Genomic DNA, 20,446 nt, shown 5'->3' on the forward strand with positions numbered 1-20,446 from the left:
TATTCCGATGCTAACGGATTTGATATCAGTATGTCTTCTGCCAAACCCAAGATTATAGTTCTCGACGACGATCCGACTGGTTCTCAAACCGTGCACAGTTGCTTGCTGCTGACACGTTGGGACGAAGACACCCTGCGTTTGGGGCTGCGGGACAAGTGCCCGATTTTCTTCATACTGACAAATACTCGATCGCTAACTCCCGAAAAAGCAGCCTCCGTCACCCGCGAAGTGTGCCAAAATCTAAAAAGGGCGATCGCCAGCGAAAAAATCGAAGACTTCCTAATAGTTAGCCGTTCCGATTCTACCCTGCGCGGTCACTATCCCATCGAAACCGACGCGATCGCCGAAGAACTCGGCCCCTTCGACGCTCATTTTCTAATTCCCGCCTTTTTTGAAGGAGGGAGAATTACCCGCCACAGCGTGCACTACCTAATAGTTAACAGTGTCCCGACACCAGTACACGAAACCGAATTTGCCAAAGATTCAGTCTTCGGATACAGTCACAGTTACCTGCCAGACTATGTAGAAGAAAAAACCAAAGGTCGCATCCCCGCTGATGCAGTCGATCGCATTTTACTCGCAGACATTCGCTACGGAAGTTTAGATAGACTGATGGACATGACAGACAACCAATGTGCAGTTGTTGACGGCGAAAGCCAAGGCGATTTAGACACATTTGCCAAACACATTCTCGCGGCAGCCAGTCAAGGCAAAAAGTTTTTATTCCGTAGTGCGGCGAGTATTTTAACATCCTTAGCTGACCTCGGCCCGCAGCCAGTAGCAGCCGACGAAATGGCAAAATATGTGAGGGATGGCAAACCCGGTGCAGTAATAGTTGGTTCCCACGTTAAGAAAACTACTGAACAATTGGAGCGCTTGTTAAAAGAACCCAATATAGTTAGCATTGAAATAGATGTATCTCACTTGCTAGAAGATTCACCAGAGTATCGCACCCAAATGCTCGATGAAATTCTAGAAAAAGCCAGCACTGCTCATGCCGATGGCAAAACGCCTGTAATTTATACCAGCCGCAAGGAACTCGAATTTGAAAATACCGAAGTCCGGTTAAAATTTGGAGAGGCGGTTTCTGCTTTATTGATGGATATCGTGCGGGGACTGCCCACAGATATCGGGTTTTTGATTAGCAAGGGCGGCATTACTTCTAATGATGTCTTGAGTACAGGTTTGTCGCTAAAAAGTGTCAGGCAAATCGGTCAAATTATCGCAGGTTGTTCTGTGGTGAAAACCGAGGCTAATCATCCTCTGTTTCCCAATTTACCAGTTGTTTTGTTTCCGGGAAATGTGGGGGATAGCCATGCTTTGGCTACGGTTTACAAGCGGCTGAGTAAGTAGTATAGCTCGTTGAATCGCTGATTAACCCAGATGAATTTAGCTTCAAGTCAGGGAGGATAATGTTCATCTGCGGTTGGTCGATGGGTTTCAAAGCTCGATCGAACTTTAGGGCAACTGCCACTGCACGGTCACTTCAAAAAAAATCTCTAGCCTACTTTTTCTTTGCCAAATCCACCCAACTATGATATAATAGAGAGTCTGTCTTTAACTAAAGCCGATCGCCCCATCTCCAAATCCCCCCTCAGCATTCGCTGTCCAAAAAATCAAATTTAGGAAAAAAAATTAAGGCAGAACTCTACATATAGAGCCAACAGCGCAACAGTTACTGCTATCAGTAGCGTTTCCAGCTTGTACCCGCCTAAATTTTAAAATTAAGTAGAAATTTCCACATAGTAATTTTCAGCTCAAAGGATTAGCATATAAGGGTGACAGAACATTATCATCCCCTAAACTCATTAAAAGATGGCCATTGGTTCAAGCTGATCTGTGGGGCGAGCTTTCAACACCTGCCTGCTGTACGGAATCTCACCTTGGCTTACACCCTAGCAGGCGCTGACTGTATCGATGTCGCGGCAGATCCCGCCGCCGTCGCAGCAGCGAAAGAAGCCCTACAAGTGGCCAGCGACTTACAGGCAAGAACTCAAAACCGCAGGTTTGGCGGCAAAGGGTTGCCGTTGCTGATGGTGAGTTTAAACGATGGGGAAGACCCGCATTTTCGCAAAGCCGAATTCAACCCAGCCGATTGTCCGGCGGACTGCTGGCGGCCGTGCGAAAAAATATGTCCAGCCGAAGCAATAGTTTTTCAGAGTGCTGGCAGTGGTTTTTCCGGGGTGATAGACCAGCAATGCTATGGCTGCGGTCGCTGTCTGCCGATTTGTCCGAGCCAACTAATTTATACTCGTTCTTACGTGTCTGCTCCCGCCGCGATCGCACCTTTAATCTTGCAATCCGGTGCGGACGCCCTAGAAATCCACACGCAAGTAGGCAGAGAGGCAGATTTTGGGCGACTTTGGTCGAGCATAGCTCCCTGGGTCGGTCAACTCAAGGTAATAGCAATTAGTTGCCCAGATGGAGACGGTTTGATTGATTATTTGCGGACACTCTATCAAATAATTTCCCCCCTTCCTTGTCCGCTAATTTGGCAAACGGACGGTAGGCCAATGAGCGGAGATATCGGAACAGGAACTACTAGAGCCGCGGTCAAACTCGGTCAAAAAGTTTTGGCTGCCCAGTTGCCGGGATACGTGCAACTTGCAGGCGGCACTAATGCTCACACTGTCAGCAAGTTGAGAGCCGAGGGACTGATGAAGAATGTCGGGAAAAATTTCTCAGATCCCCCTGTCCCATACATTGCAGGTGTAGCTTACGGCAGCTATGCCAGGGTTTTGCTATCGCCAATTTTAGAACAGTTAGAAACAATGCAGACCGATCGAGCCTATGCCGTTCCGGTGGCAGTCGCGCGGCCAGGAGCCGGAGTTCAAACATCTCGGCTACCTCAGCTCGAAGCCGTCCCAGAACTTCTCTCACAGGCCGTGAGTTTAGCTCGTTCTCTAGTTTCCCCGCTCAAAGAATTTTAGTCAGTAGTCATTAGTCAGTAGTCATTAGTCATTAGTTAGTGGTTAGCAGTTAATTCCAACAACAACTGGCAACTGACACATAACAACTGGCAACGGACAACTGACAACTGTTAACTGACTAAAAAGTTGAAAACGTCACCGAACACATCGAGGCGAATGCAGATTACAGACGACCTCAACAGATTATTAGACATCGTGCCAGATGAGATCCGGCAGCCCTTAGAGCAGCACCCGCAGCGCAACAATCTCATTGAGATTGTCATGGATTTGGGCCGCCAACCTGAAGCTCGTTTTCCATCCTCGGCCGAACCTCTTTCCCAAACCCCGGTTTCCAAGGCACACCTCAACTATTGCATCGAGCGAGTCGGCCACTTCGGCGGCGACAACCGAGCCGGTATCGAGCAAACCCTGCACCGAATTAGCGCCCTTCGCAACCGCAGCGGCGAGATTATCGGCTTGACTTTGAGGGTGGGCCGCGCTGTGTTCGGGACGATCGGCATTATCCGCGATTTGGTGGAAACCGGTCAGTCAATTTTGATGCTCGGCCGCCCTGGGGTTGGCAAAACCACGGCCCTGCGGGAAATTGCCCGCGTGCTTGCCGATGACTTGGAAAAACGGGTGGTAATCATCGACACCTCCAACGAAATTGCCGGAGATGGAGATATTCCCCACCCAGCGATCGGTAGAGCTCGCAGAATGCAAGTTTCCCGTCCCGAACTCCAGCACCAAGTCATGATCGAAGCAGTGGAAAACCATATGCCGCAAGTGATCGTGATTGACGAAATCGGCACGGAACTCGAAGCTTTGGCTGCTCGGACGATCGCCGAAAGGGGCGTGCAGTTGGTCGGTACCGCCCACGGGAACCGGATCGAAAACTTGATGAAAAACCCGACTCTGGCCGATTTAATTGGGGGCATCCAAGCGGTGACGCTGGGAGATGACGAAGCAAGACGGCGCGGTTCTCAAAAGACGGTTTTGGAGCGCAAAGCACCGCCAACTTTTGAAATTGCCATCGAAATGCTGGAACGCCAGCGCTGGGTGATCCACGAGCGAGTTGCAGATTCGATCGACACTCTGCTGCGGGGACGCGAACCCAACCAGCAAATCAGAAGCGTCAGCGAGACGGGAGAAGTAATTATCGAGCGCGAGTCAGCCGCTCCCCCCGCCCGGTTTCCGGGGATGTCAGCTTCCAGCGGCCCGGCTGCTGTATCGCCAATCCGACCCGTCACACCGATCTCTGGGTGGCGGAGTGCTGGCAAAATGGTGCCGATGCCCGCTCCCAGCGAGAACTTAGCTGCTAAGAGCGCGCCGGTTGCTGAGACTCGGTATTTCGAGCAACTGCTCGAAGAATCCCTGTCCGTCGAACCAGTACCCAAGGCCGGACGCTATTCCCATAATGTCGGCCCTAACGGCGAAGATTTGCCCCTCCACGTTTATCCTTACGGCATACCTCGCCACCAGCTCGAACAGGTGATTTCGACGCTGAACCTGCCGGTGCTGCTGACGAAGGATATTGAGAGTGCTGACGTGGTTGTGGCTTTGCGATCGAACGTTCGGAACCAGTCGAAATTGAGGCACTTGGCCAAAACTCGCCAAGTTCCCGTGCACACAATTAAGGCCGCCACTATTCCCCATGTAGCGAGAGCTTTGCGACGGCTGTTGGACATGGATGACCCCGGCACCCCGGAAGTAGCAGACCTCGCCTTATTCGCCCGCAGCGGTTCTTCTGATGAGCTCGAAGCTCTGGAAGAAACGCGCTTAGCAGTCGAGCAAATTGTCATTCCCAAGGGACAGCCGGTGGAACTCCTGCCCCGTTCTCCCAACGTCCGCAAAATGCAGCACGAACTTGTGGAACACTATCACCTGAAATCCCACAGTTTTGGGGAAGAACCCAATCGCCGCCTGCGGATATATCCAGCTTAAAGTTGGAGATTACTGCCTTTGAAGGCAGAAGGTGGAAGGCAGAAGGGATAATTTTTTCCTGGTTTCTGTCTTTTACCTTTTGCCTTTTTCCTTTAAGTACCAGGCAAGTTTCTGATATGATGTGCTGTGACACTGTTCTTGTTCAGTCGATCGGCTAAATTCCCAATTTATAATTCCAAATTCCCCAATTTCCAATTACCAATACTTCGACTACACGAGCTTACAAGTTCCCTAATTCCCAATAGTTCAGCTACGCACTTCCCTTCGGCTCCCTTCGGCTGTGCGAACCGACGAGCCGCAGGCTAGCAGCTATGCTCAGGACAAACTCAGCACCAGCTCAGTAAAAGTTGCCACTTCCCAAATTATTTATTTAATTAATTTACCTCAGTTGACATGAATGATTCCATAATTCAGCTATTTATCAACTTAATTACTACGGAGATGGGTGTGCGAATTAGGTCCCAAGATAGACCTGGTTTGTCTCATAAAATCATGATTCGGATGAGAGAAAAAAAAATTGCAGAACCCGAACAATATTATAAACTTTTAAACGCTAAAACTTTTGAAAGTAAAAATGAATGGGCAAAATTAGTATTGCTATTAACAACAACTGAAAGTTATTTTATGCGAGACAAAGGACAGTTCGCTCTCTTAAACAGAGTGATTTTTCCTGAATTGATAGAGCAGAAAAGAAACTTGCACAAGACCTTGGGAATGCAGCCGACACTGCGAATTTGGAGTGCGGGCTGCTCCACCGGTGAAGAACCTTATTCTTTAGCTATTGTTTTAAAACAGTTGATTCCCGATTGGAATCAATGGAAAATATTAATTTTAGGTACAGACATCAATGAAAAAGTAATCAAAAAAGCGCCCCAGGGAGTTTACAGTCATTGGTCGTTTCGCTTGGTTGAACCGCAGATACAAAAGCAGTATTTTCATCAGAGGCAAAATGATTGGGAAATCAATCTAGAATTGCGCGAAAGTGTCAACTTTAGTTGTGTAAATTTAATCACAGATGACTTTCCTAATATTTACCAAAATCTTTATAACATAGACTTAATTTTGTGTAGAAACGTTTTTGTGTATTTTGAACATAAGTATATTTCACTGGTACTGAAAAAATTTTCCAAGACCCTGAGACCTGAAGGATATTTAATGACCGGTCACGCTGAAGTTTACGGTCAAATTATGAACGAGTTTGAACCCAAGGTTTTCCCCGAATCGGTGGTGTATCAGCATCGGGAGGCAGTACCGGAGGAACACTGTCAAATAGAGTCTAGGTTTGCGACGGTAGGGGAAGCGAACTCGGCATTTCGGGAATTCCCGAAAGCAGATAATATGGGCGATGATAGTGGTGAGTTGCTAACAGGGGAAACGATGCCACCTCGTTTTACTACTAACAGCAATTTTCCAGAGATAGAGATGCCTCCGGTATTAAAAATAAGTAATCCGCTGGGGAATATGCTGCCCTCTCGCTATCTGGAGGGCGCCTTGCCGAACAATGCCGTGTCAGTTACAGAAAAAATAATAGCAGAAAATACTCAAAATCCCACGCCTCAAATGTTAATTTTAGAGGCTAAAAAATTATTTAAAAATCAAGATTATGCTGAGGCTATCAATAAGGCACAAGAGGCAATAGACTTGCAGGGGCATAATTTTGATGCTTATTTTTTAATCGCTCAAGTTCAGGCAAATGCCGGCAATTATTCTCAGGCAATAGAATACTGTAATCGAGCTAGAAAAGTAGAGCCTGGATCAGTATATACTGATTATTTACAAGCTCAAATTGCTGAAGAACAGGGGCAATTGGAAATAGCCAAAAAATTATTAAAGAGGACTATTTATATGTGTCCCTTTTTTGTTTCAGCTTATATAGAACTAGGGAATATATACAATAAAGAAGGTCAAGTAAAAAGAGCTATTAAAATGTACAATTCATCTTGTGAAATCCTGGAAGGACTACCGGCCAACACTCCCATTGATTCACAGGGAAAAATGACAGCTAGTCAAGTGCTGATGAATGTTAAAAAAAAATTGTTAAAATTATACAGTAAAGAAACTGTACACTAAAATATGGAAACTAAACCGTATCTTATCTTTGAACAGAACGGTTTTCTCTGCGGTATAGAAGCCTGCTTCGTTCGGGAAATTTTCTTTCTGCCGGAGTTGACAGCAATTGCAGAAGCACCTCAAGATATTGTTGGGGCGATCGACCTTCGGGGCGAAATTCTGCCCGTGATGGATCTGAATCTTCGTTTTGGATACGTTTGGCAAGAGTATTCTGTGACAGATAGTACGATCGTCATAGAGTGGCAAGAATCGAAAATCGGTATAATTGTCAATCAAGTTCGCGAAGTTAAGGAACTCTCAGAAGATGCCATCACTCCGCAGCTATCTTACGGGCGAGAGAATTCAGAAGCCTCTCATCATTTTGTAGCTGGATTGGCCCGCTGCGAAGCCGATATTATCATGCTGCTGAATCTCGATCACTTAATTCGATATTCTCCCGAAAAGTCAGAGGAAAGCTGGCCTGTTTCTCCAAACAATGCAGGTAGTGAAGCAGCAGCCGGTGAGGCAGAGACGGAAAATTTACAGGGGCAAATAAGTGCAAATTTGTTAGGTAAAAATCCTAAAAGTTTGAGCAATCGTCACGTTTTTTGCCCGCAGGCTACCCCGGAAGAAAAAGCAATTTTTCAATCGCGCGCTAATCATTTGAGGCGGCGAAGCGAGGGGGAAAATGATGCTGCAATTAATATGTCCCTGGCGGTGTTTGTTTTGAATAACGAATACTTTGGTATTCATTTAGATCTAGTCCGCGAATTTACTGAGATTAACCAAGTAACTCCGGTTCCTTGCACTCCAGATCGCATAGTGGGAAATATAAACTTACGGGGAGAAATTGTGACGCTAATTGATATTCGCAGTGTTTTAAATATGTCTTTAAATATGTCGGAGACTGCCAATTATCTCTCTAAGGCGATCGTTGTTGAAGTAGCTGATTTGGTCGCTGGTATAGTTGTTGACGAAATATTAGATATTATATACTTAGATGTGTCGGAAATTGCGGCTGTTCCGGTAGCACTGCATTCTGCCAACCGCGAATATCTAAGGGGGACAGCTATTTACGGGGAAAAAATGATGGCTATTCTGCACTTGCAAAAACTGCTGACAAAAGGAGGAGTAGTTGTTGATGAAGAGGTTTGAATCCAGAACAGGACTTAGGCAAAGCATATCTGTCATGAGTCAAGTGAAGCATCTGGCTTGATACTTCATTTCCTTCGCAATCGCGATCCAACGCAGAGATATGGACTGGTAACGAGCGCGACTCAGCATGAGAGAATTATCTTGAAATACCTCCAAGACTAAAGAAGTTAGTTATACCATAATACGCTTGGGTTAAGCTCGCTCCCCCCGTGCCCGTCCAGCCCATAGACGAGCGAGTCGGGGTTTCAGATATGGGGTTTCTTCACGAGGGATTGCCCCTACAAGAGAATGAAACAGCCCTGCCTACGAAGGGTGGGACAAGAACTTACTCTTGCGTCCCCGCAACGATGGGGGGGATGCGAGGGGGATCTCTGAGGAACACATAGTTTTAACCAAACCGTATTGAGTTATACTAAATGCGCTTTTCAAGCGAGATTTTACTAAGCAATCTAATTCGTGTATGCACGTGCTTAAATTAAGGAGAAAAATATGTTTTCTAAGTTAATAAAATTAAATATTAGAAATAGAATGCTGCTTGCATATGTAGCACCCGCAACTATATACTTGGGTTTTCCTGTGCTAGTTTATACAACCACAAATCAGGTATTGAATAATTTTCAAGAAGTAGAAAGGATCGAAAATGTGATCAGATACACAAATGAGATGTCCGCAGGTGCTGAACAAATGGTACGGGGAATGCGGGGGTATTTCATTAATAAAAATTCTCAGTTTTTAAAGGATTTTCAAACAGGTGGAGAATTAGCTAGTCAGTCGGGTAAGAGTGCGCTGTTAACAATCCAAAATCCTGAACAGAGAAGTCGTTTAGACAAGATGTTATATCTCTGCCAAGAATATTATGATGGTTCTAACGAAATAGTTGTTTTAGTACAACAAAATAAGAGAAGCGAAGCATTGGCTATATTTAACACAGGAAAACAAACAAAATTTGTGCAGGAATTTGTAGAAGTGAATAAGCAATTTCGCGAAGTAGAAGTAAAAGCGATTAAGCAAGCTACAGAAAAAACCAAGCAATCTTTAGTTTGGTTGATCTCGGCATTGGTATTTGGTTCCGTGTTTTTATTGGTGTTAGGTGCGGTTATAGCTTGGCTGATTTCGTCAGGAATTGCCCAAACTATCGATCGGGCAATTAGCTCGATCGCCACTTCTTCCACTGAGATTGCAGCCACCGTGGAAGAACAGGAACGGATGGCAAGTCAGCAGGCAGCTTCAGTAAATCAAACTACTACTACAATGGACGAATTGGGAGCATCTTCTAGGGCGACATCACAGCAGATCGAAACCGCCGTGGTTCAAGCAATGCAAGCCTTGAATTTAGCTGGAGGTGGCACAAAAGCTGTAAAACAAACTTTAGAAGCAATGGCAACTCTGAAAACTAAAGTTCAGGATATCCAAGGACAAATTATAGAGTTGAGCGAACAAACAGATCACATTGGTAATATCTCAACTTTAGTTAGCGATTTGGCCAATCAAACTAATATGTTAGCACTCAATGCTGCTGTTGAAGCAGTGCGGGCGGGAGAACATGGCAAGGGGTTTGGCGTGGTGGCGTCAGAAATTCGCAAACTTGCCGATCGCAGTAAAAAGTCAGGAGTGCAAATTAATCTATTAGTTGCTGATATTCAAAAGGCGATCAACTCAACAGTAATGGTGACAGACGAAGGAACTAAAACAGTGGAATCGGGCGTAAATATTGCCTCAGAAACCGCCGCGGCATTTGCAGGAGTTGCCAATGCCATTAATAATGTGGTTTTGAGTTCTCAGCAAATTTCGCTGAATGCCAAACAGCAATCGATCGCGATCGAACAGGTAGTACAAGCTATGAACTCTCTCAATCAAGCCGCAGCCCAAACCGCTTGCGGTATCAGCCAGACTAAAGTCGGTACTCAAAAATTGAATGAAGCAGCCTTAGATTTGAAAGCAATTTTGTAGGAGATAGATGAATTATGAGTAGTTCCCCAAAAATGCCACATATATATACCCTTAAAAATTAAATCAATTGCTTTGGCGATTGACCTCCCTACAAATTCCAGCCATATTAACCGGAGTAATAACTTGTTTATGTGCAAATTAGAACGTAATCTCAAATCAGCAGTATAGTTGTGAGTTGTGAGTTATTATTTGGGAGTTGTTATTTTTTCTTTACTACCAATTCCCAATTCCCTATACTTCGGCTACGCGGGAGCATCTCAATGAAAGCAGCCCAGCTATAATTTGGAGCCAGCAACCAGGAGCCAGGAGCCTGAAGGAAGAAAGAAGAAGGAAGGAGCCAGAAGAAGTGTTTTTACAAATATGAGATGCTCCCGGCTACGCAAGCGTACAATTTCCTAATTCCCTATACTTACGACTATGCGATCGTACAAGTTACCAGTAACCAATTCACCGTAACAAATGATGAACAAATTTTTCCAAAAAATGCAGCATCGCCTGCTCCTTCTCCTAATTTTAAGTACCTTGATTCCAGTATCTATTGTTGGTTGGTATGGAATTTCTTCTTCAACAGCAGCACTACAAAATCTAGCATTAATAACCCTTAGTGATAGTGTTAATTCCACCGCCAATCAAATGATTAACAAATTTGAAAATCTGAGAACCGATATTTTGTTTCTCCGTAAAACTCCCCCAGTCCAAGGAATGATTAGAGCTAGAGAAGGAAAGGGAGTAGACAGACAAACTAATTCAACTTATAAAGATTGGGTTTATCGAATGCAACTCACATTTTTATCCCTGATGGAAGCCAAGCCATATTATATGCAACTGCGTTATATAGATAACAGCGGTAAGGAGATCGTGCGCGTAGACTCTGACGGCACAAATATTAAAGTTGTTCCCGATTCTCAACTACAAAATAAAGCAGACACAGATTACTTCTCGGCAACTATGAAGCTAAAACCAGGAGAAGTATATGTGTCTTCCTTAAACCTGAATAAGGAAAGGGGGAAAATAGAAATTCCTTACAAGCCAACAATTCGCTACGCAACTCCAATTTTTGATACCAAAGGAGAAAGACAAGGCTTTCTCATTACGAATGCTCTGGGTAGCACTCTGCTCGATATGGTTGAAAATTTCAATCCTGAACTATCAGACCAATCTTTTATCTTAAATCAAGATGGGTATTATCTGGCTCATCCCAATCCTAAAAAAGCATGGGGATTTGAACTAAAAACTAAGGAAAATGTCAAAAATGATTATTCAGGAGACATTATTGCTAAAATACTCTCAGGTAACCAGGGAAATATTGATAATAGGGATCTAGTGATTAGCTATAATACAGTTTTCCCCAGCAAACAAAATCCAAATAAATTTTTAGTAATTGTGGATACTTCACCCAAAAAGTTGCTATTTTCTTCCATCGACTTTTTTCAAAAACTAGCAGCGTTGATTACTGTTATTTCCCTGGCTGTGGTGCTGGGATTTGGATGGTTTTTTATGCAAAAGATTGTTGCTCTCATTCGGGGGATGATTTACCAGATCTCGTTATTTTCCATGGAAATAGAATCTAATATGAACAGGCAAGAACAAATAGCAGATAGGCAATTTGTTTCGGTTAATCAAACAACTATAACTCTAGAAAATTTGGGCCGATCTTCTCAGCAAACAGCCGAGCAAGCTGAGTCTGTTGCCATTGCCGCTCGCCAAGCTTTAAATCTAGCTGAAGAAGGTGCTAAAAAGGTAGATAAAACTCTTAATCAAATGCTGAATCTTAGAGAAGCTGTGGTGGCAATTTCTAAGCAAAATCATCGACTCGACGACAGCACGAGTCAGATTGGCAATATATCGACTCTCGCAAGTTTGGTTAGCGATTTAGCCAGCCAAACTAATATGCTGGCTCTCAACGCTGCTGTTGAAGCAGTCAGAGCCGGTGAGTACGGTAAAGGTTTTGCGGTGGTAGCAAGCGAAATTCGTAAGTTAGCAGATGAAAGCCAACAAGCTGCACAAAAGATTAATGGTATTGTTCCAGAAATTAAGGGCGCGATCAACTCAACGGTGAAAGCCACTGAAGATAGTCGCAAAACGGTTGCAGAAGGGGTGAAAACAGCACAAGATACGGCAGAAGCTTTTACGGGCGTGAGGGAAGCTTGCAATCTGGTGTTTGCTAGCAACCAGCAAATTTCATTTAATGTTAAACAACAGGCAATCGCGATTCAGCAAGTAGGTGATGCCATGACTTCTATGAAGGAATCCGCCTCTCAAACAGTCAGCGGCATTACTCAAGTTAAAATCGGTACTCAACAACTCTCAGAAGCTGCCTTTAATCTTAAAGAAGTAGTGTAGTTATGAGTCATTAGTCATTAGCAATAGACTGAGTATTCAACATAATTATCATTACCAATTACCCATGAACCATACTCAATTACCTATTACTTAACAACATATATGATGATTGAAGATCAAGAACTTCGAGATGTATTTAAAGTCGCTAGTGAAGAACACTTACAGAAACTAGATGACGGATTGCTCTACTTAGAACAACATCCCAACGACTTAGCTAAGTTAGAACTATTGTTGCGGGAAACCCATTCTCTTAAAGGTGATGCTGGGATGCTGGGAGTAAAAAATGTAGCATCTTTAGCTCATCAAATGGAGCATATTTTGGGAGGTGTTAAGCGGGGAGAAACTCCACTAAATTCAGATATTAGCGATCGACTTTCGCAAGGTTTAGACGCCATGCGGAAACTCGTTGACGAAGCCGTTACCGGCGAAGATTCCGGCATTAATACATTTTATATCCTCGCTAGCATGATGGGGGCTTCTAGTCAGTTACAGCCACAGGCTGCTGACTCAATAGTAGAGCAATCATCTTCACAAGTACCAGAACAACCGTTGGTAGAACTGCAATTTACTGAGCCTGCTACCCAAGAACTAGAAACAAATGTTCAAACTTCTGAAGTCATTAACTTAGAGAAAAATTCCTCTTTTTTACCCTTACATTCCAAGCCAGAATTTCTACTACAAGCTCAAAACTTGCCTGCACCTTCTGGGCCCGCCACTGAGTCGGCTTCGCAGTCGGCAGTTACTGCATCCTCAACCTCATCTTACCGCATTGAAACCATTCGCGTTGCTACTCAAAATTTAGACGATTTAATGACTCAAGCAGGGGAACTTACTGTCACAAAAACTCGGCTAGGACACCGAGTTGCAGAGATAGAACAAATTACAACTTTGTGGGAAGAGTGGAGCCGAGAATATTTTGTAACGAGCTTGACTTTTGATCGGATGCAAATAGATGAAAACGGTATTAAAGCCAACGGTAAATTTAGCCAATTGCAGGATTACTATCAACGTACAGAAGAACGTTTAGAACGTCTCGGAACTTTAGTCAACTGCTTGAGAAATCGAGTTTATGAAGATACTGCCAGACTCGAATTAATCGCTGAGGCATTAGAATCAGGAATTCGCACTCTGAGACTGCTGCCTTTGTCTACTATTTTTAATTTATTTCCTCGAACTGTACGAGACTTAGCGAAACGGGAAGGTAAAGAAGTTGCATTAGTTATTGAAGGAGGCGAAACTACAGCCGATAAACGCATTTTAGAGGAAATGAAAGACCCTTTAATGCACATGATTAGAAATGCGATCGATCACGGTATTGAAACTGTTGAGGAGCGGAAAAAACTAGGTAAATCTCCTGTAGCCACTCTCCGAATTAAAGGCTATAACATTGCTAGCAATATTATTATTGAAGTTGCTGATGATGGCCGGGGACTAAATCTAGATAGCATAAAACAAACGGCTGTTAAACGTAATATTTGTACGCTTGAACAACTGGCAGAGATGACAGAAGCTCAAGTACACTCTTTAATTTTTACTCCTGGTTTTTCGACCAAAAAATTTGTTACCGAAGTATCGGGGCGCGGGGTTGGTTTAGATGTAGTTCGTACTAATGTTGAAGCCCTAAAAGGTAGTATTCAAGTAGAGTCTTTACCGGGTAAAGGATGCACTTTGAGGCTGCAAATCAGCACGTCTTTAGCTACAGCAAATGTATTAATTGTCGTAGTTGAAGACATTCCTTATGCTCTGCCAGTCGAGTTTGTAGACACTGCACAACAGGTGTCTCAGTCTGAGATATTTGCTATAGAAGGTAAGGAAACTATACTTTCAAATGGTCAGCCTTTGTCAGTTGCTCATCTGACAGATTTACTAGAATTAAACAATAGACAAGAGTGGCAAAAAAATCGGTATTTGAGACAGGAGAACGGGAGAGAAATTCTGAGAAAAAATTCCAAACAATTCCTAAATTCAACTTATTCAAAAATTCCTTGTATTGTTGTGAAAGTTGGAGAGGAAAGATTGGGATTATTTGTAGATGCTTTGATAGACGAACAGGATGTGGTGATGAAACCTCAAAGTCAATTGCTGAAACGGGTGCGAAATGTTGCTGGTGCCACAATTCTCGGTACAGGGGAAGTTTGTATGATACTCAATCCCCACGATTTGATAAAATCTGTACGCCAGCAAGTTTCGTCCCGTGGGGTTTCTGGTGCGCGATCGCAACTTGAGACTGCCAGCAGAAAACAAGTTATACTATTAGCAGAAGACTCGATCGCCACGCGCACTCAAGAAAAGCGCATCCTGGAAGGTGCGGGTTACGAAGTTGTGACTGCAGTAGACGGATTGGATGCTTTCCATAAATTGAAAACTCGCGATTTTGATGCTGTGATTTCTGACGTACAAATGCCAAATTTAGACGGCTTGGCACTGACTATTAAGATTCGGGAGCAAAAAGAATACAGTGAGTTGCCGATAATTTTAGTGACATCTTTGGCATCGGATGAAGATAAAAAAAGAGGGGCTGATGCGGGGGCAAATGCTTATATTCCTAAAGGTACTTTCAATCAAGATGTGCTGGTAGAGACACTAAAAAGGTTAGTTTAGTCATTAGTCATTACTCCTTGGTTATTAGGGATTTGTTATTTACTACCAATTAGCAAGGCCCAATATCCAGTACGCAGTGCACCATTACCAGTGCATCGATGCCCAATGCCCAATACTTTGACTAAGCGGTTACTGAGCGATTCGTGCTGGGATTAGCCACTCGCCCTGCGCGGTTTGCCCGCTCAGCTTCCCCGAAGGAAAGTAAGTCGAAGGGCAGTACAAGTGCCCTATTCCCCATTCCCCATTCCCCATTCCCGATTTTCCATTCCCGATTTTCCCATCCCCCATTTCCCAGCAAACTGATGTTATCGCCCATTAAACTATTGTTAGTTGAAGATTCTCCAGTAGTTACGCTCGTCCTCAAACGAATTTTTGAGTCCTCGCCAGACATCCAAGTTGTAGGAACCGCTTGCAACGGATTAGAAGGACTAGAATTAATCCCCAAACTTCAGCCCCAAGTAATCTGTACGGATTTGAACATGGCACCTATGAACGGGTTAGAATTTACGGAAGAAGTAATGAAGAAATATCCGCTACCCATTTTAGTAATTAGTGCTTCAGTGCAAGCGAATGATACTCAGAATGTATTTCAAGTGTTAAGGGCTGGTGCATTGGATGTTTTTCCGAAACCGATTGGCGGGTTAGTATCTGATTACGCTCGCCTCGCCAATCAATTAATAGCTAAAGTCAAAATACTCTCAGGAGTGAAAGTATTTACACGGCATCAAAAAAAGATGCCAACCGAAGATCATAATCCACTTGTAAGAATCAACCAAGCACCAGTTCATAATTACAAATTTTCCAACGAAAATGTTAACTCTCCAACTATTAAAGTATTGGCTATAGGGGCTTCGACAGGGGGGCCGCAAGCACTATACGCAATTATTTCTAAACTTCCGGCTAGTTTTCCTGTGCCTATAATTTGTGTCCAGCACATCAGTGAAGGTTTTTTGCAAGGATTAGTTGATTGGCTGGGTTATGAATCAAAACTGCCTGTTAAGATAGCGGCTTTTGGAGAATTGCCACAAGCAGGAATTGTTTATTTTCCGCCAGAAAAACGTCATTTAGAGTTGGACTCTCAAGGGCGATTTGTTTATTCAGAAGATCTTCATGCTGCGGGACACTGCCCTTCTGTAACGGTGACATTTAAGTCGGTAGCTAATTTTTATAGTCGGGCAGCAGCGGGGGTTTTGCTGACAGGAATGGGTAGAGATGGTGCTGACGGAATGTTGGCTATCGCCAGAGAAGGGGGGTTAACAATCGCCCAAGACGAAGCTAGCTGCATTGTCTTCGGAATGCCCAAGGAGGCGATCGCCCTTGGTGCCGCCCAATATGTTCTACCTGTCAGTGCGATCGCTCCCTTACTCCTGGCAAAATTAAAAATTTAGGACTTACCTCGCAAATTGTGCAGAATACCCCGCCCCCCGACTTGTTAAAGAAGTCGAGGATCAGAGAGGGCGATCGCAACTTTTTAGTTCATTAATTACTCAAATTACTTCATTAATTACTCAAAACTGATTTTTTGTCGTCAGTCCAATTATTTGATTTTGATAAACTTACCAATGACCTCGCGCAACTTATCAGCATCAAACGGCTTAGTTAAATACTCTGTTGCTCCCGCCAAACGCCCCTGTACCTTATCAAAGGCTCCATCCCGCGCTGTCAGCATTACGATCGGCAAATTCTGAAACTGAGGCAAGCTCCGCACCGTGCGGCAGAGTTCCAATCCGTCAATACCAGGCATCGAAACATCGAGCAACAAAACCGAAATTTGTTCGTGATAAATCGTTGACAAAGCATCCACTGCATTGTCGGTTACGAGAACTCGAAACTCTTTGCTTAAGGCCTGTTTAACAAGTCCTTGCATCACGACGCTATCATCAACTGCCAAAATAGTTGGTACTTGACTGCTACTTGCAGACATATTCTTCTCCCTGTTTATTTATAGTTCTTGAAAATACAAAACATACTTCCTGCAGTTATTTTGTGAGAGTTGCCTCTACGTAATAATTGTCAACCCCGTTGGAGCGTTAGTTGAAAATTGACCCCTGTTTTTTTACCTCAAACTCGAAAAAAGGGATTGGGAGAGTGGTCGATCGGCAATTACAACAGTTGCAAAATGTGCATCCGGGCCCAGAAACCCTAAAAGGTCGAGTTTGAACAACTATTGTTACAAAGTTTAACATCTTACCAATCTTTTGTAATTCATCTCCTAACTGTAGTTGAACTCCCGGCTAAGGCACAGCTCGGTAAAGGACATTGGTATTGTGGCACAAACCCCTGATTTAAATCTACCAGCAAGCCAGCTACCCACGATTAGACAAGTCTGTTAAAATACAATTAAACTGATAAAAAAAATCTAGGTAAGCAATAGTCATATATTTGGGAAAGCTGCTTCATCCCAACAGAGGCTCTTAGATTTAGAGAGCCGGAGGTATTCAAAAGCATAGTCAACTGGAAGTATAATTTATATAGTCTTAGATCTGGGGTACTCTAACTGCGATAACTCAAAAGTTTCCAGATCAGTCAAGAGGTTAGTCTGAATTTGGCACAAGCAACCTGCGCCGAACTTGCGCCCCGAGTCTCCCAGCACAGAATTCATAGCTTGTTTTTCAAGGGAAGTATTGAGAAGGGCGGTTGCCAGCAACTAGACGGGCAGTTACACATGATGAAAGCACCCTTGCCTCTTGGTGAAAAAGTGTTCAAGCTCCATAACATTGACTTGTATCAGCTTCTTGGCTCTGCTCCAGAAGCTTGCTTGGACAATTTGGTCGGTTTGGCAGCTCAGATCAGCCGAACTCCTATTGCTTTCTTGAGCTTGATTGACGGTAACCGCCACTGGTTGAAGTCGCAGTTAGGTATTGATCAAACTTTGGTCGATCGTTACCTGAATTTTTGCGATCGCGCGATCAACCAAATTTCCGAAGAGTTCGCCCAGAGATCAAACTCAAACTCAGAATTTGACCGGGCAATTTCCCTGCAACAACCGCCCGTTGCTCCCCAATTTGCGATCGAACCCCCTGCAAATTCCTTTAAGGAACTGCCCCCCGCCCTTGTCCGAGACGCTTCCACAGATGTGAGATTTGGTGAACACCCGCTGATCGTTTTCTACCCCTTTGTGAAATTTTACGCCGGAATCCCAGTTGTCAGCTCTGATGGGCAGGTGCTGGGAGTGCTATCCGTCATGGACTCGGTGCCGCGAGACTTGACAAAAGAAACGATAGAAGGTGTGCAAGCTTTGAGTCGGCAAGTTGCTAGTTTGGTGGAGCTGCGCTGGCAATTAGTCCAAGCCCAGAAACAGTTGCCACAGGTAGAAGATATTACCTCGGACAGCCAGCAAATCTCCGAGTTAGTCAGTGGCTCGAACCCCTCCAGCTTGTGTGCCGTACAGACGCCACAGAGCGACAGGAGAATATACGGAACAAACAAGCTCCCTACGATCAAGGAAAAAGGAAAATCTCAATATTTGTGGGAAACTTCAGCGGGCATCGGGCGCGCGGACGATACCCAACAAATCCGAGAAATCGTTGCCGGAGCCCGGGACACCTCCGAGCGCCAACTAACGGCAGCGTCCCTACAAGAGCGATCGCGCTTGGGAGCTCTGCAAGCTAAAGTCGGTGCAGCCCTCGGACAAGGTGGGAAAATATCGCCCATCCTCAGCCGCTGCACCAAGGCAATGGTAGATTACCTCGACGCCCAAGAGGCGAGTATCTGGACATTCAACCCGCAGACAGAGCAGTTAGAATTGCAGGCCGATTCAGGACTCACCACCGAAGGGTGGGAACGAGAAATAGAAGATTGGGTGCGAGCAGAACCGGGAAAACTCCAAACGGCTCCTGTATGCCTACTGTCGAACCCGTCTCTCTGCGCCATTGCCTATCCGCTGATAGTGGAGGAGCGGCTGGTGGGAGTGATGGCTCTGTGCAGTAGCGCTTTGGTAAGCGAGGGAGCGCTAGAAGTTTTGGGCTGCATGGCTAACGCCATCGCCGTGGCGATCGATCGCATCACGGCCCGAGAAGAATTGTTGAGCCGCCGGGAAGGCCTGCTCTTCGGCCTCGCCAGCCAGATGCGGAATTCCCTCGACCTGGACAAAATTTTAGATACGGCTGTCAACGAAATTCGCAGCTTGTTGCAGGTTGACCAGTGCTACTTTTTGTGGTACTCCATCTCGCCAGACGGGCAGCCAAGCTTTGCAATCACCCACGAGGCGGCAAATCCCGAACTGAAAGAGCGGCTTACAGAATACCCGATCGAACAAGTAACGCTGCTGGGCGAGAAAATTTGCCACCGCCAAACGCTCCGGATCGGCGACGCGGCAACAGCACTGTGCATCGAACCGCCCACGCGAGCTTTTTTGAGCAGTCTCGGGATAGTTTCTAACCTGCTGCTGCCGCTCAAGACTCGCTCCGGTCAAATGGGTGCTGTAGTTTGCAACCATTACAGCAGCCACCGTTCCTGGGCGACCAGCGAAGTGGAATTGCTGCAAGCGGTGGTGGATCAACTGGCGATCGCGATCGACCAAGCCGAACTTTACGCCCAAACCCGGGCGGCAGCCTTAGCGGCTCAAACTCAAGCCCGCCAACTGACGGAAACTTTGCAGCAGTTGCAGCAGAAAGAAACTCAGCTCATCCAAAACGAAAAAATGTCCTCTCTCGGTCAAATGGTCGCCGGCGTCGCCCATGAAATTAACAATCCGGTTAATTTTATTTACGGGAACTTGACTTATTGCAAGCAGTACATGAAAAATCTACTGGATTTGCTGCACTTGTATCAAAAGCACTACCCCGACCCTTGCCCCGAAATTCTCGACAAAAACGAAGAAATAGATGTTGATTTCATAGTGCCGGATTTGCTGAAAATTCTGTCTTCAATAGAGATGGGAACTGAACGCATCCGCCAAATTGTCCTGTCTCTGCGGAACTTCGCACGGCATGACGAAGCAGAGATGAAGCTAGTGGACATTCACGAAGGGATTGACAGCACGCTGCTGATTCTGCAGAGTCGCTTGAAGTCAAATGGGCTAATACCGGGAATTGAGGTAATTAAAGACTACGGCAACTTGCCCAAGGTAGAGTGCTATGCCGGGCAACTCAACCAAGTATTTATGAATATTTTGGCGAATGCGATCGACTCTTTGGAAAATCAGCCTCCACCTAAGACGATCAAAATCTCCACGGCTGTGGTGGGCCCAGACTCGGAGGCTGATGAGTCAGGAAAGTCGAGGGGTCAAGTTGTGCTGATTCGGATTCAAGACAGCGGGCCCGGATTGCCCGAAAAAGCTAAATGCCACTTGTTTGACCCTTTCTTTACCACTAAACCTGTAGGCAAGGGTACGGGACTCGGCTTGTCTATCAGCTACCAGATAGTGGTGGAAAAACACGGAGGAAGTTTGAAGTGTATCTCGGAACCGGGACAGGGAGCGGATTTCAGGATTGAAATCCCGGTAGCTCGCCCCCCTGCGATCAAAGAATAAACCTGGGGGCGATCGCTTACAA

12 protein-coding genes are annotated in these 20,446 nt (G+C 45.0%); 10 read left to right on the forward strand and 2 right to left on the reverse strand.

All coding sequences use genetic code 11. The features are described from left to right. Positions 1 to 30: 30 nt before the first annotated feature. From QUA36_RS15355 to QUA36_RS15390, 8 genes are all read left to right on the forward strand, one after another. Entirely contained in the window at positions 31 to 1,353 is a 1,323-nt protein-coding gene (locus tag QUA36_RS15355; protein WP_333454188.1) for a four-carbon acid sugar kinase family protein, read from the forward strand. A 425-nt stretch (positions 1,354 to 1,778) separates the two neighbouring features. Beyond that, a complete protein-coding gene (gene ldpA, locus QUA36_RS15360; RefSeq protein ID WP_333458282.1) occupies positions 1,779 to 2,930 on the forward strand; it encodes a circadian clock protein LdpA in 1,152 nt (383 codons plus the stop codon). 156 nt (positions 2,931 to 3,086) lie between these two features. Next, the gene (locus QUA36_RS15365) at positions 3,087 to 4,853 is read left to right on the forward strand and encodes a R3H domain-containing nucleic acid-binding protein (RefSeq protein WP_333451148.1); all 1,767 of its coding nucleotides are present in this window, start codon (positions 3,087 to 3,089) and stop codon (positions 4,851 to 4,853) included. A gap of 393 nt (positions 4,854 to 5,246) precedes the next feature. Beyond that, positions 5,247 to 6,923, forward strand: coding sequence for a CheR family methyltransferase (locus tag QUA36_RS15370; RefSeq protein WP_333458283.1), 1,677 nt, complete (start codon positions 5,247 to 5,249; stop codon positions 6,921 to 6,923). A gap of 3 nt (positions 6,924 to 6,926) precedes the next feature. Then, complete coding sequence (locus QUA36_RS15375) at positions 6,927 to 8,057, forward strand: chemotaxis protein CheW (protein ID WP_333458284.1); 1,131 nt, start codon at positions 6,927 to 6,929, stop codon at positions 8,055 to 8,057. Between the two features lie 528 nt (positions 8,058 to 8,585). Then, positions 8,586 to 10,007: a methyl-accepting chemotaxis protein gene (locus tag QUA36_RS15380; RefSeq protein WP_333458285.1), complete on the forward strand. Its 1,422-nt coding sequence runs from the start codon at positions 8,586 to 8,588 to the stop codon at positions 10,005 to 10,007. Between the two features lie 633 nt (positions 10,008 to 10,640). Next, positions 10,641 to 12,350 carry a methyl-accepting chemotaxis protein gene (locus QUA36_RS15385; RefSeq protein WP_333158570.1) on the forward strand — a complete coding sequence of 570 codons (1,710 nt, stop codon included), beginning with the start codon at positions 10,641 to 10,643 and terminating at the stop codon, positions 12,348 to 12,350. 105 nt (positions 12,351 to 12,455) lie between these two features. Then, positions 12,456 to 14,951: a hybrid sensor histidine kinase/response regulator gene (locus QUA36_RS15390; RefSeq protein WP_333370316.1), complete on the forward strand. Its 2,496-nt coding sequence runs from the start codon at positions 12,456 to 12,458 to the stop codon at positions 14,949 to 14,951. A gap of 121 nt (positions 14,952 to 15,072) precedes the next feature. Here QUA36_RS15390 and QUA36_RS15395 read toward each other — a convergent pair whose 3' ends face one another. Then, on the reverse strand, positions 15,073 to 15,267 hold the full coding sequence (locus QUA36_RS15395; protein WP_333370306.1) for a hypothetical protein: 195 nt from the start codon (positions 15,265 to 15,267) through the stop codon (positions 15,073 to 15,075). On the opposite strand from QUA36_RS15395, the gene cheB reads away from it, so the two are divergent. Then, entirely contained in the window at positions 15,254 to 16,339 is a 1,086-nt protein-coding gene (gene cheB / locus QUA36_RS15400; RefSeq protein ID WP_333458286.1) for a chemotaxis-specific protein-glutamate methyltransferase CheB, read from the forward strand. The genes QUA36_RS15395 and cheB overlap by 14 nt on opposite strands. Before the next feature lie 149 nt (positions 16,340 to 16,488). On the opposite strand, the gene QUA36_RS15405 is transcribed toward cheB, so the two are convergent. Next, a complete protein-coding gene (locus QUA36_RS15405) occupies positions 16,489 to 16,875 on the reverse strand; it encodes a response regulator (RefSeq protein WP_015175702.1) in 387 nt (128 codons plus the stop codon). A 621-nt stretch (positions 16,876 to 17,496) separates the two neighbouring features. Between QUA36_RS15405 and QUA36_RS15410 the strand changes: the two genes are divergently transcribed. Next, positions 17,497 to 20,424: a GAF domain-containing protein gene (locus QUA36_RS15410; protein ID WP_333458287.1), complete on the forward strand. Its 2,928-nt coding sequence runs from the start codon at positions 17,497 to 17,499 to the stop codon at positions 20,422 to 20,424. Positions 20,425 to 20,446 lie beyond the last annotated feature (22 nt).

This window comes from Microcoleus sp. Pol10D4 (genome assembly GCF_036701555.1).
In the GTDB taxonomy this organism is placed as follows: Bacteria; Cyanobacteriota; Cyanobacteriia; order Cyanobacteriales; family Microcoleaceae; genus Microcoleus.